We start from the raw sequence: 13,264 nt of genomic DNA, 5'->3' as shown, positions 1-13,264 counted from the left end.
CGCCTCGACGGCGAACTTTTATGTTTCGCCCGAGGGGGACGACGCGTGGTCCGGCGCCCTTCCCGAACCGAACGCGCAGCGAACGGACGGCCCTTTCGCGACGCTCGTGCGCGCCCGCGACGCCGTGCGGACGCTCGACCGGAATCGAACGACCAGCGTGGTCGTCCTGATCCGCGGAGGACGCTATCGACTCTCGGAGACGGCGACCTTCGGGCTGCGGGATTCCGGCCCCGGCGAGACGACGGTCACCTACGCCGCATTTCCCGGCGAAACGCCGGCGTTCAGTTCCGGTGAAGAGGTTCTCAATTGGAAACGAGTCACGACGGCGCCGCCGGGGCTGCCGCGGGAAGCGGTCGGCAAGGTTTGGGTCGCCGACGTCGACGGCCGCTTCCGCACGCTCTACGACGCCGAAGGATTGTTACCGCGGGCCCGCTCAAAGGGGTTCATTCCGCTGGAGGGCGGCAGCAGGGACCTGCTTCGTTTTCCGGCCGGGCGGTTGCGAAACTGGTCGAATCTTGAGGACGTGGAGATCGTGGTGCGACCGCATCACGCCTGGATCGTCAATTACCTGCCGCTGCGATCGGTCGACGTCGACGCCCAGACCGCCCGCACGTCCGTCGATGCGACGTACGCGATGAGACGGCTGCACTTCCTCCGCGACACCGCGTCGTGTTGGGTCGAAAACGTGCTGGAAGAGCTCGACGAACCGGGCGAATGGGTCCTGAACGCCCGGCAGGGAAAGCTCTATCTCTGGCCGCGGGACGGTTCGCCCGCGTCGCCCCCTCGCGCGGTCGTCGTTCCACGACTGAAGGAGCTCGTCCGCGTCAAAGGCGCGATCGACAAAGACGGGCCGCAGGACGAGCCGGTGAGAAATTTGCGGTTTGAGGGCCTCACGTTCCTGCACGGGGACCGGTACGAGATCCTCCCGGGCGACGCCGGGCTGCAACACGATTGGGACTTCTACGACAAAGCCACCGCGCTGGTCCGCTTCCGGGGCGCCGAAGACTGCGTCGTCGAGCGGTGCCGCTTCGCCCACAGCGGCGGCGGGGCCGTCCGCGTCGATCTCCATGGACAGCGGAACTCCGTCTCCGGGAACTTGATCGAGCAGATCGGCGGTACGGGCGTGTTGCTGTGCGGCTACGGCCCGGGCGTCAAAGACGTCAACAAGCACAACCGCGTCGAAAATAACCGCATCCGTCACGTCGGTCGCATCCTCTCGCACTCGCCCGGGATCATGGTTTGGCAGAGCGGGGCGAACCGGGTGGCGAACAACCTGGTGCATCACACGCCCTACACCGCCGTGATCGTCTCCGGCTGCATGACGGACTTCTTCACCAAGCGGAGCCGGGAACTCGGCAGAACGGTCCGGCGACACGAGATCCCGGATTTGCCGAAGCGACCGCGGCGGGACGACGTCGTCCCCTATCTTCACGCCCGCGACAATCTGATCGAATACAACGAGATCCATCACGCGATGGAGTCGCTGGGGGACGGCAACGGAATTTACATCCGCGGGGCCGGCCCCGGCAACGTCATCCGTCGCAATTACATCCACGATCTCGTCGCCCCGATGATCATGCAGGCGGCGATCCGCACGGACGGCGGGCAGACGGATACGTTAATCGCCGAGAACCTGATCGATCGATGCACCTCGCAGGGGATCCTCCTCAAGCTGAACAACCGTTGTGAGAACAACATCGTGGCGAACGTGCTCGCCCCGCCCCGCGGCTACTACCTGGCGTTGCGGGAAGGTCCGATGGCGGGCGCCGCGATTCGGCGAAACGTCTTCTACGCCGCTTCCGCCCCCTGCACGTTTATCGACGAGCTGCCGGCGCGGAACGAGCGCGTCGCCGAGGATCGAAGAGGACGCCGTCTGGCGCTGGCCAAGAACGCCGACACCGATTTCAACATCTATTTCTGCAAGGCCGATCCGGCGGCGGGCGAACGTTTCCTGCGGGAGCAACAGGAAGACGGCGTGGACGCTCACAGTTTGGCCGTCGATCCGCAGTTCGTCGATCCGGAGAACGGCGATTTCCGGCTTCGGCCCGACTCGCCCGCGTTGAAACTCGGGTTCGTCCCGTTCGACAGGTCGAAGGTCGGCCCGGTCGAGTGACGCTGCCCGCCGCACGGATCGACGGTTCTGGTAAGCCGCTCCACATCAGACTTCACCAATCGCGTTTTCGAGAAGCGCCGAGATGACCGACCGCCTCCGCTGCCCCCTCTGGCTTGCCGTCGCCGCGTTCGGCGGGATCGCGGTCGGCCAAGAACCGGCCACCGACGCCGAAGACGGAGCCCGCGCCTCACTCGCGCGGGCCGCGCGGATTATGCGTCGGATCGACCGGGACGGGAACGGCACGTTCGAGAAGCAGGAGGACGCCGCGGCCTGGAGACGCCTTCGAAGCCTCGACACGAACCGCGATCAGACGCTCTCGATCGAGGAACTGCGGCGGGAACGAGCCGCGTACCTCAATACCGCCGGAGACCGAAAGCTCGACGTCGTCTATAAACGAACGCCGCAAGGCGACCTGCGTCTGGACCTCTATTACCCGGAGACGCCGTCGGATTCCCCCCGGCCGGTCGTCGTCTACACGCACGGCGGCGGTTGGGCGGCGGGCAGCCGCCGCGGCGCCGCCAACGGGCTGTTCGCCCAGGTTTTCTCGAAGCTGCTCGACCGCGGCTTCGCCGTCGCTTCAGTCGATTACCGCCTCTGGCGCCGGGGGGGCGAGATCGCGATCCGCGACTGCGTGATCGACGCGAAGGACGCGGTCCGCTACCTCGCGAGAAACGGCGACGCGCTGAAGCTCGACCGGCAGCGGTTCTTCTTGATGGGCGACTCGGCCGGCGGCCAGATCGCCCAAATGTTGCTGCTGTCTTCGCCGGACGCGCTGCCGGGCGACGAAGACCTCGCGTCCGTCCCCTATACGGCGGTCGCGGGAGTCTCCTGGTACGGCCCCGGCGACTTCGAGAAGACGGAGTTGTTCAACCACGACGACCGCCCGGACTTTCGCGATCGGTTCGCCGCGCGACTGATGCGGCCCGACGCCGACCCTGCGGACAAACTCGCGATCTATCGGGAGATGAGCCCCGTGAACCTGCTCTCCGCAAACAGCCCGCCGCTGCTGATGATCCAGGGCGATCGAGACACGACCATCCCGGTCAAGCACGCCTATCATATGAAGCGACGGGCGGAAGCCGTCGGCGCCCCGTTGGAAATCCTGATCGTGAAGAACGCCGGCCACAACTGGCGGAAGGTCGGCGCCGAAATCGAGCCGTCCCGCGACGCGATCGTCCAGCGCACCGTGCAGTTTTTCACCGATCGACTTGCCGCATCGCAAAAGGCCGTACCGTAAGGTCCTCGTTCAAACTCCGCGTGCAACGCCGTCGACGGCCCCCCGACTCCACCCCCGAGAAGATCATGAAATCGAGCCTCCTCCTTGTCGCGTTCGTCGCGGTCGTTCCGCACGCTCTGTTCGCGAAGGCGGAGGCGGACCAGCCCAACGTGATCCTCGTGATGCCGGACGATCTGGCGTACGGCGACTACAGCTGTCTTGGCAATCCCGTTCTGAAAACCCCGTCGGTGGACGCCTTCCGGAAAGAAAGTCTGCTGTTCACTAAATTCCACGTCAGCCCCACCTGCGCCCCGACCCGGGCGGCGCTCATGAGCGGCCGGCACGAGTTCAAGAACGGCGTGACGCACACCATCTTGGAACGCGAACGGATGAGCCTGGATACGTTTACGATGCCGCAGATGCTCAAAACCGCCGGCTACGCGACCGGGATCTTCGGGAAGTGGCACCTCGGCGACGAGGAACCCTATCGGCCGGAAAGCCGCGGGTTCGACGAGGTCTATATTCACGGCGGCGGCGGGATCGGCCAAACCTTCCCCGGGTCCTGCGGCGACGCCCCCGACAACACCAACATCGACCCGACCCTGTGGCACAACGGGCGGTTCGTGAAGACCGAGGGATACTGCACCGACCTGTTCTTCGACCAAGCGCTCGAGTGGATGGACGAACGGCGGCGGTCGAAACAGCCGTTCTTCGCCTACGTTTCGTTGAACGCCGCCCACGGGCCGCACGTCATTCCGGACGAGTATTGCCGCCGCCTCGGCGACGAGGGCGTCAGCGACGGCCTGGCCCGCTACCTGGGAATGGTCGAAAATATCGACTGGAACTTCGGCAAGCTGCTCGCGAAGTTGAAGGAGTGGAATCTGGAGGACGACACCTTGGTCGTCTATCTTGGAACCGATAACGGCGGCGGCATCAGCCGGCGGATTTTCGACTCCGGGTTGAGGGGGGGCAAAAACTCCGTGACGCAGGGCGGCACGCTCGCACCCTGCTTCGTCCGCTGGCCTGCCGGCGGGGTCCCCGCGGGCGCGACCTGCGACGCCCTCACCGCGCACCTCGACCTGTTCCCGACGCTGGCCGAAATCGCCGGCGCCCCGACGACGCCGCAAATCCAGCGGCAGGTCGAAGGTCGCAGTCTGCTCCCGTTACTGAAGAATCCCAAAGCCGAGTGGCCCGACCGGACGCTCGTCCATCACACCGGGCGCTGGAAGACCGGGAACGCGGCCCGGTCGAAGTACGCGAAGTCGTCCATTCAAAACTCGCGGTTCACCCTGGTCGGCAACGAAGAGCTGTACGATCTCGAAGCCGATCCCGGCGAGACGAAGAACGTCATCGACGAATACCCGGAGATCGCCGAGCGACTCGCGGCGACGTACGACCGGTGGTGGATCGACGTTCAACCGCGGTTCGTCAACGAAGACGCTGTCGGTCCCGCCGTCAATCCGTTCCAGGAACTGTACTACGAGCAGTTCGGCGGCAGCCCCTCGGCCGAAGATTTGAAAAAGATGAGCCGTCACCTTCGCGAAGGCGACGACGAGGCGGAAACGCGGGCGGCCAAGCGACGGGCCCGCAGAGCCTCGAAAGCCGGCGGGCCGGCGGCCGACTGAGCCGTCCGGGTCTTCGCCGCCAGCTTTTCATGACGCCTCCGGCGCTCCTGCGGCCGGAGGCGTCGGTTCGCGCACGGCCCGGAGACGCGGGCCTTGGGACTGCCGCGTCATCGACCTTCGGCGGCACGTCCCGCGGACGTTCACCAACGTCCGCGACGCCGGTTGCGTGAACCCCCTCAGCAGTCCGCATCGAACTGGCTTTCTACGGCGTCTGAGGGACCGTTTCGGTTCTGCTCCGTCACGTCAAACCGCTGGATGAACGGCCGGTCCGCGCCGTCCTTCTCCGCGGGCTCGCCGATCTCGAGGCCCCGTTCGGGCATTTCTCCGCGACCGCTTTGGGCGAACGCTTCTCGACGGGAAGCGCCGCCGGTCCAAGGACGGTCACGTCGTGCGCCTTCGAGAAACGCATCTCGCCTTCGGCGTAGAGGATTGAACCTGCGATCTCCTCGGGGCCGTCGTGCCGATTATTGCGGCCACGCCCGACTGACGCGGTAATTGCAGGCGACCGCGGCGGTGGGCTCGCCAGCGTCGCGGTCGGCAAGAACGTAGTCTCGCAGGTCTTGAGAAGAGGCTTTATGCGTCGGCTCAACTGGATCGGGACCGCCCTGAACTACGAACCGACCTCCCGCCGCGCTAAACTTCAGGTGAAATCGCTTTGATTTGCCGGACCAGTTCGAGGAGTTGGGCCCCCGACGGACGAACGCTGACGTTCTCCCCCGCGTTGGTTCTCCGGTTCGGCGCGTTCTGGGCGATCGTCGCCCGCCGCCGCAACCGGCTGGCGAATGTACGGCGGCCGTTCTTCCACCTCTCCGGCGACGGTCTGTGGGAGTGCTTCGACGAACACGGAGCCCCCTGCGACGACCGCAGGAAGGAGGCGACCGCGACGCTGGATCTCGACTTCATCGTCTTTCTCCAAGACCCGGCCGACCGCCTCAAGGCGACGCGTGTGCTCGTGGAGAACTTCTTTCCCGTCGAGGAGCGGGCGGAACTGTACGCCCTGCTGCAGATCGCCGGGCCCGCCGGCCCGGGGCAGCGCCGCCCGGTTCCGGCTGACGGTCCTCGGTTCCTAAGTTCGGCTTTCGCAGTTTCAGGCAGCGAGCGTCAGCAGGGTTTTAAGATGGTCGAGGAGTTTTCGGACCTCCGGGCCGCGGGCGGGGGTCGGAAAACTCGTTCGACTCGTGGTTTCCAGGCACTCCAGCCGCAACGCCGCCAGCATGTCGGCGAAGGACGCCCCGCTCTTGCCCGACCAGCCGCGGAGGGAGTCGGCAGGCTTCGGGCGGATCGTTTCATGCCACCAGACGACGAGGCCGTAGAGCAAAAAGCCGGTCGCCGCCGTGCGCCGGACGGCCTGCGTCGTGCGGTTTTGCGGCTCGCAGACGCCCAGCCGCTGCTTGGCGTCGCGGAACGCGACCTCGATCGACCACCGCCACGAGCTCGTGGACCGCGGCCCAGAGGACCTCGAAGCCGTCCCCGGTCGCCCCGACCTCCACCGCCGTCGACGCCGGCTGACTCTGCAGAAACTGCTCGACGTGTCCCTGAACGCCCCTCCTCCCAGCCAGCCAGACGCTCGGCGGCAGCGGGACGGGCGTGAGCTCCGCGAGGTCGCCGAGGTAGTCGCTCACGGCGGTCGCCTCCGGGCACCGGCCGATCAGCCGGCCGAACCAGAACGCCGCCGCCGGGGCGTTTTCAAGCCACTGTTCGAGGTCGTCGGCGTCCAGCACGCGGACGGTGGCCCAGCCGTCGCCGGCCCGCTCGTCGGCCCACGCTTCTTTGTCCGTCCGGCCGCGCCAGCGCCGCGGCGTGACGAACCGGTAGTGGGCGCGGCGGCGGGCGGACTTCGGCGTGCCTTCGAGCCGCTTCTCATAGTCCCCCTTCGCTTTCGTCTGCGGGGCGGCGTCGACGCCCATCTCCCACCGACTCAGGCCCGCGGGTACCCAGGCGTTCGCGATCGGCGTGACGACGGTGCCGTCCCAGCCGCCCCGGCCGACGCTCTTCTCGGCCGGGAAGTCGACGCGGGTTGCCTCCGGCGTGGCGCCGTGGACGAGCCTGCGGACCAGTTCCGGCAAGAGGCCGCGCGGCTCGAGCGTGCCGCCCGCCCAGCGTTCGAGATCCTCGGCACGGATCGGTTGCATCTGTGACTCGCTCAACGTTCGGCGTCCGGGAGCTCCTGCACCCATGCACGATACGACATCGACGGGTCGTTGAGACCGACTCCGTGGCTGAAGTCTACGAGCGACCGCGACGGCGTTCGCCGTGGTCGGTTCGCTCAGGACGCGAGCGTCCGCGTCGTCTGCGGCGAGTCGGTGTTTTGGCAGACATGGACGGTGTCGGGAGGCTGTCCGGAGTTCGACGACCGTGCGACCGAACTATAGCGAGGGGATCGTTGACGGCGGTGAAGCCGCGCAGAACACTCGTGTACGCCCGTCCGGCGGACAATAATGAACGCCGAACAGGTCAAAGCCCTCCTCCACAGCCACGCCGCCGGGAACGACGCGGCGTTTCGGACCGTGGCCCTGCAGATCGCCGCCGGCGAAGCGCGGGCCGGCCGCGGCCGAGTCGCCGCCGAACTGCGGGATCTCCTCGACGGGCCCGCGGCGGTGCCGATGGCGACGCCGGCCGGCGAACTCACAGACCTGCTCGTCGCGTCCTATCCGAAGACCCGGCTGTCCGAGATGGTCCTGCCGGCCGCGTTGAGCGACCGCCTACGGAACGTCGTCGCCGAGACGGTCCGGCGGGACGAGTTGCGGGCGCACGGGCTGCGTCCCGCCCGAAAGCTCTTGCTGGCCGGGCCGCCGGGGTGCGGCAAGACGATGGCCTCGGAGGCGCTGGCGGGCGAGCTGGCCCTGCCGCACTTCGTCGTTCGGCCCGACGGGGTGTTCTCGAAGTTCTTGGGCGAGACCGCCGCACGACTCACCCGCGTGTTCCGGGCCGCCGCCGAGACGCCGGGCGTCTACCTGTTCGACGAGTTCGACGGACTCGGGGCGGACCGGACCGCCGGCGACGACGTCGGGGAGGTGCGGCGGTCCGTCGGCGCGTTGCTGCAGCTTCTCGAACGGGACGTCTCCGACAGTCTGTTCGTCTGTGCCACCAACCTGCCGGACCTCTTGGACTTCGCGCTGTTCCGCCGGTTCGACGAGGCGCTGACGTTCCCGCTCCCCGACGCCGGCCAGATCCCCGCGCTGGTCAAGAATCGGCTGACGCTGCTCGACACGCGGCGGCTGTCGTGGCCGAAGGTGACCGCGGCGGCGGCGGGCCTCTCCCACGCGGACGTCGTGCGGGCCTGCGAGGTCGCCGCGAAGGCGGCCGTCCTCGCGGGGAGGAAGAGCGTTTCGACCGCCCGACTCGTCGCCGCCCTGCGCGATCGGGAGCGGACCGTCCCCGAACCCCGTTAGACGATGCCCCGCGGCGGCGATTACGAGCACATCCGACTTCCCACGCCGCCGGTCTCGTCGGGGTACGCCTACGCCGGACGGGTCGGGGGGCCCGACCGTGAGCCGCCGCCGCGGCCGAACCGCGCCGCCCACGGGGCCGCGGTCGGTCGGCAGTTGGAAGCGGCGACCGACGCCGCGCTCGCCGCGGCGGGACGCGACCGCCGGGACGCCGTCCGCGACGGGCACGGCGTCGTGCTGACCTTGGAGGCCCCGGAGCAGTTCGAACTCCCCGTCGCCGCGTTCGACCGGCCGGCGAGCGGCGTCGACCTCATCGACGCCGAACCGCACGGACGCCCGACGGCCCGTCGGGTGGTCGTGTACCTCGCCTTGGCGGAGGTGGACCGCTTCGCCGACCGGTTCCGGGCGTACGCCGAGAGCGATCTCGGCACGGACCCGCCGGGCGCCGCCGCGATCACGGCCTTCGTCGAATCGATCCGGGCCGCGACGTTCGAGGAACTGTGGCGGGACGACGAGCCGATCTTCCCGGACGACGACACCGCCCACTTCTGGGAAGTGTGGCTCCGGTCCGGGAGCGACCCGGCCGCGGTCGCCGAAGAGTTTCGAGCCAAGGCCGCCGGGTCGAATCTGGCCGTGCCGGTGGGACGCTTTCTCGTCTTTCCGGAACGGGTCGTCCTCAAAGTTCGGGGGCGGCGGGCCGATCTGGCCGGGGTGCCGGGGCTGTTCGACACGCTCGTGCAGCTGCGTCGCGCCCGGCGGCTCGTCGTGGAGACGTTGGATTACCCGCCGGACCGGCAACGGCAGCTGGTCGAGGCTCTCGCCCGCCGCGTCGGGTTCCCGCCGCCGACCGCGCCCGCCGCCTGCCTGATCGACACGGGCACCAGCCCGGCGCACCCGCTGCTCGGCCCGGCGTACGCCGAGGGCGGCGTCCTGACCACGATTCGTCGCGGCGGCGTCGTCGACAGCCACGGTCACGGGACCGGGCTCGCCGGAGTCGCACTGTACGCCGACGCGCTGCACGAAAAGCTGGAGGGGACGATCCCCGTCCCCCTCGACCACGGATTGGAATCGGTCCGTTTCACGACGGGCTCGCCGAGCGAGGAGCCGGACCTCGACGGCCTCCGGACGTTGAACGCCGTGTCCGCCGTCGAGATCTCGCACCCGGACCGTCCGCGGGTGTTCTGTCTGGCCAGCACGCAGGACGGCAACACCGACGGCGGCCCGTCGTCCTGGTCCGCCGCGATCGACCGGTCCGCCGCGGGCGTGCGGTTCGCGCCGGACGCGACCGCCGGAGCGCCGGACGACCCGAAGCGACTGTTCGTCGTGGCGGCCGGCAACGTCCGCGGACGCGAGAACGTCGCCGGATACCCGGACCGGAACCACGTCTCGGCGGCGGAGTCGCCGGCGCAAGCTTGGAACGCGTTGACCGTGGGGGCGTATACGGAGCGTGAGGGCGTCCCGAGCGACCTCGCCGACAGCGTGATCCCGCTCGCCCCGCGGGGCGGCCTCAGCCCCGCGAGCCGGACCACCCTCGCATGGCCCGGCAACCGCTGGCCGGTCAAGCCGGACGTCGTGCTGGAAGGCGGGAACTGCGGCCAGACGGGCGGCGGCGGGTTGCTGGGGACGGCCGTAACCGTCCATGAGGTGCCGGACCTGCAACTTTTGACCACGGCGCAGACTTCCACCGGGGGCCTGTTCGGCCTCACCGGCGACACGAGCGAGGCCGCGGCGCAGGCGACGAGCTACGCCGCGATCGTGGCGGCCCGGAACCCGGACTTCTGGCCCGAAACCGTCCGCGGCCTGTTCACCCGCTGCGCCGAGTGGACGGACCAGATGCTGCGAGAGTTCCCCGACGCACGACGGAGTCGACGCCTGAAGGTCTACGGGCACGGGCGGGCGAACCTCGACGCCATGCTGCGGCAGTCGAACGACTCCGCCACGATGATCCGGCAGGAGACGATCCGCCCGTTCCGGCGGTCCGAGGGCGACGCCGTCGTCTCGCACGAATATCACCTCCACCGACTGCCTTGGCCCGGGGAGGAGTTGCGGCGGCTCGGCGACGCGCCGGTCCGGATGCGGGTCGCGCTCTCCTACTTCGTCGAGCCGAGTCCCGGCGGCGCGGGCTGGTCCCGCCCCTCCCGGTATCGCTCGCACGGCTTAAAGTTCCGCGTCCCGCGGCCGGACGAAACCGCGGCGGACTTCGCCAGGCGGTGCAGCTGGGAGGGCGTGGAGGAAGACGACCGCACCCGGGCGGGTGAAGATCGGCGTAGTTGGTCCGTCAGGCGGGGCTTGCGTGAGCGGGGATCGCTGCACTCCGATACGTGGCACGGGACGGCCGAGGAACTCGCCGACGCCGGCCGCGTCGCCGTCGTCCCCGCGGGAGGCTGGTGGAAGGAGCGGCCGCATCACGCCCGGTATGACAGCGACGCCCGGTACGCCCTCCTGGTCACGATTGAGACCGCCGAACCGACCCGGTCCGTCGTCCTCCGCACGCCGATCGTCAATGCACTGCCCGCGGGTCCGGCGACCGTCACCGTCGAGAGCTGAACGGGGTGGCGACGGCCGCTTCGATGAAAACCGCGAACTGTTCGGTCGGTGGACGTCGTTGCGTCGGAGCCGCCGTGCCGGCGGCAACGCTTTTCAGCCTTCCGGGGGCGGTGCGTCGGCTTCCCGGGTGGCGAGAAGCTGGACGATCCGGGAGCGGAGGGCGTCCCTGCGAGCGTCGTAGAACGTTCGAAACTCGGTCAGCGTGTCCGGGACCTCGCCGAGAAGGTGGTTGTCGCAGTAGTTGGTGCGTGCGGGAGCGGAGAGTGCGCCGTCCATCCAGGTCGAGGGCATCGACGCCCGCTTCTCCACGTTCTCGGCGCCTTCGAGCAGTTGGAGATTCGGCAGCGAGTCCGCCATCTCTTTGAAATCGTCGAAGTCCTCTTCGGGCACGCCCGCCTTCTTCAGCTTCGCATTCGTGAAACGCGACTTCGGGAAGACGTGATCGACGTGGAAGTGATGGTGGGTGACGTCGATGAACGGGAACAGCAGGGTGAGCAGGGAGAACAGCCGCTTGTCGCCGTACCGCATCTCGACGAGTTCGTCGATCTCCTCCTCGGCGAAGTGCAGCGACTTGCCCCGCTTCGCCATGTCTTCGTAGAGCTTACGGGCAGGAAAACTCTCCGAACCGTGTGTTTTAATCGTGTCCCGGATCGAGGTCAGGAGGGTGCTGAGGCCGCTGCCCCAGATGCCGGACGCTTTTAAAAGGCTGCGGATCAACCACGTGCGAATCGCCGCCCGGTCCGCTTCGTACTTGCTGTGGGAAAGGTACTTCTCGTCAAGTCCCCGGTGGCGGAGGTAATAGGCGAGGGGCAGCACGGCGCTGTCGGCCCGGAGCGTCTTCTCGTTGAACCCGTAGCCGGCGAGGAGTTGCACCGCGAGCTTCAGGGAACGCTTCACGTCCGGCCACCGCCGTTCGAGAATCTCCATGTTCTCCCGGTTGAAGTTCTGCACTTGGAAATTCACGCTGCCGATGTCCGCCAGCATGAGTCCGGCCTTCAACACGAGATCTTTTGAGAAGGCGAACCCCTCGCCCGTCGCGTTGAGTTCGTCCACCAGGTCGTGGATCTCCTTCCTGGCGTCCCCGGACCACTGGGCGACGGCGATGGACAGAAGCAGGTCGGAATAGGAGAGCACGGTCCCCCCGCTGTTCATGCGGATGAAGATGTTGAGCACCTTCTCGAGGTTCTGGCTCTTCTCCTCGTAGTACGAGATCAGGTGTTGGTCGTGAACGACGCGGTGGAGATGGTGCAGGACTTTGAACGCCTGGGTGGACTTCTTCTGCGGGAGTCGGTCGCTCAGCCAATCCAGCATGGGCGGGCCGCTCTCCATCCCGAGAATGTCGCTGACCCTGAACCAGCACTCATCCTCGTTCTTTGACGCCGCACGCTCTTCCATCAGGAACTCGAAGCGGAACTTCTCGCCCGTTTCGTCCGCGTCGTCTCGGTCTGCCAGCAGGTCGAGATAGAGGCGTCGCTCGGGATAGGCGTTTGGGTTGCTCTTCCACTTGTACGGGAGCCGCCAGGCCATCGAGCCGCACAGGCCGATGTTCAGCGCGGTGAGACGCTGCTGGCCGTCCAGCACGGCGGTGAGCTCGGTGCCGTGGAAAACGGGGAGTTGGGGGCAGTGCGGGTCGTCGCGCTCGTGGTAGTTGCAGACGAACGAATAGAACTTGTATTTATCGCTGTTCGCCGCGTCGACCTTCCAGTACAGGAACGTGCCGAAGGGGTAGCCCTGCATCAGACTGTCGAACAGCCGGGCGATCTGCTCCGGCTTCCACACGAACTCGCGTTGGATCGCCGGGAGGACGTACTTCGTCTGCTGAACCGCTTCAAGCGTTTCCTTGATGGTGCCGCCGGTTTGGTACATCGGAGTCCGCTCGAGGAGGAGGGGGGCTCAAGTTCGCGCGAGCTTGCAAGAGTACTCATGACTCGCAGAGTCCACCGCTTTGACGCTCCGAGGGCGAATCAAAGGACTCGCCTGACGCGGGGACCTTCGGGTTAGACCGATCAGCCGGACTTCCGCCCCCATTCGGACCGGGCCGCGACTGTAAGAACCGGACAGAGAAACGCGGTATGGGATTCGCGCAACAAAGGCTGAATCCAGCCCTTGAGGCCCCATCGTGGCCCAGTGCCGCCTGCCCAACGAGTTCGCCGCAGTATCCGCCCGCCACGAGCTCCCGGACCGCCCGGTCGGCGCCGAAGGCGGCTGGCCTGCGCCGGCCTCCTGCCCGGCCGCGTTCTCCGCGACCGTTCCTCACAGGCTCTAGGCCAGCAGGTCCTGGATCACCTCGCCGCCGAACTGGCTGAGCTGCTTGTGGCGGCCGGCGTGGAAATAGGTCAGGCGGTTGTCGTCCAAGCCCAGCAGGTGCAGCAGG

8 protein-coding genes are annotated in these 13,264 nt (G+C 67.7%); 5 read left to right on the top strand and 3 right to left on the bottom strand.

What is annotated here, in order from left to right; translation table 11 throughout:
- The 3 genes from ACG2DA_RS17365 to ACG2DA_RS17355 all read left to right on the top strand — a co-directional run.
- Nucleotides 1-2,113, top strand: a 2,113-nt coding sequence (locus ACG2DA_RS17365; RefSeq protein ID WP_395257113.1) for a right-handed parallel beta-helix repeat-containing protein, incomplete at its 5' end; no start/stop codon positions are given.
- An 82-nt stretch (nt 2,114-2,195) separates the two neighbouring features.
- Nucleotides 2,196-3,350 carry an alpha/beta hydrolase fold domain-containing protein gene (locus ACG2DA_RS17360; RefSeq protein ID WP_395257111.1) on the top strand — a complete coding sequence of 385 codons (1,155 nt, stop codon included), beginning with the start codon at nt 2,196-2,198 and terminating at the stop codon, nt 3,348-3,350.
- A gap of 65 nt (nt 3,351-3,415) precedes the next feature.
- Nucleotides 3,416-4,954 (top strand): arylsulfatase, encoded by a 1,539-nt coding sequence (locus ACG2DA_RS17355; RefSeq protein WP_395257109.1) that lies wholly within the window; start codon nt 3,416-3,418, stop codon nt 4,952-4,954.
- Between the two features lie 1,087 nt (nt 4,955-6,041).
- On the opposite strand, the gene ACG2DA_RS17350 is transcribed toward ACG2DA_RS17355, so the two are convergent.
- Entirely contained in the window at nt 6,042-6,272 is a 231-nt protein-coding gene (locus ACG2DA_RS17350; protein ID WP_395257107.1) for a hypothetical protein, read from the bottom strand.
- Nucleotides 6,241-7,086, bottom strand: a complete 846-nt coding sequence (locus ACG2DA_RS17345) for a hypothetical protein (protein ID WP_395257105.1) — start codon at nt 7,084-7,086, stop codon at nt 6,241-6,243. Before ACG2DA_RS17345 ends, ACG2DA_RS17350 begins: the two co-directional genes overlap by 32 nt.
- 306 nt (nt 7,087-7,392) lie before the next feature.
- Between ACG2DA_RS17345 and ACG2DA_RS17340 the strand changes: the two genes are divergently transcribed.
- Both ACG2DA_RS17340 and ACG2DA_RS17335 read left to right on the top strand, forming a co-directional pair.
- Nucleotides 7,393-8,346, top strand: a complete 954-nt coding sequence (locus ACG2DA_RS17340) for an AAA family ATPase (protein ID WP_395257103.1) — start codon at nt 7,393-7,395, stop codon at nt 8,344-8,346.
- 3 nt (nt 8,347-8,349) lie between these two features.
- Nucleotides 8,350-10,890, top strand: coding sequence for a S8 family peptidase (locus ACG2DA_RS17335; protein ID WP_395257101.1), 2,541 nt, complete (start codon nt 8,350-8,352; stop codon nt 10,888-10,890).
- Nucleotides 10,891-10,983: 93 nt separating this feature from the next.
- Here the strand turns inward: ACG2DA_RS17335 and ACG2DA_RS17330 are convergent, their stop codons facing one another.
- A complete protein-coding gene (locus ACG2DA_RS17330; RefSeq protein WP_395257099.1) occupies nt 10,984-12,756 on the bottom strand; it encodes a DUF262 domain-containing protein in 1,773 nt (590 codons plus the stop codon).
- Between the last annotated feature and the right edge of the window lie 508 nt (nt 12,757-13,264).

Origin of the sequence: Alienimonas sp. DA493, from assembly GCF_043951915.1 — a bacterium.
In the GTDB taxonomy this organism is placed as follows: Bacteria; Planctomycetota; Planctomycetia; order Planctomycetales; family Planctomycetaceae; genus Alienimonas.
The sequence above is the reverse complement of the archived record's forward strand: the minus strand, read 5'-3'. Positions and strand labels throughout refer to the sequence as shown.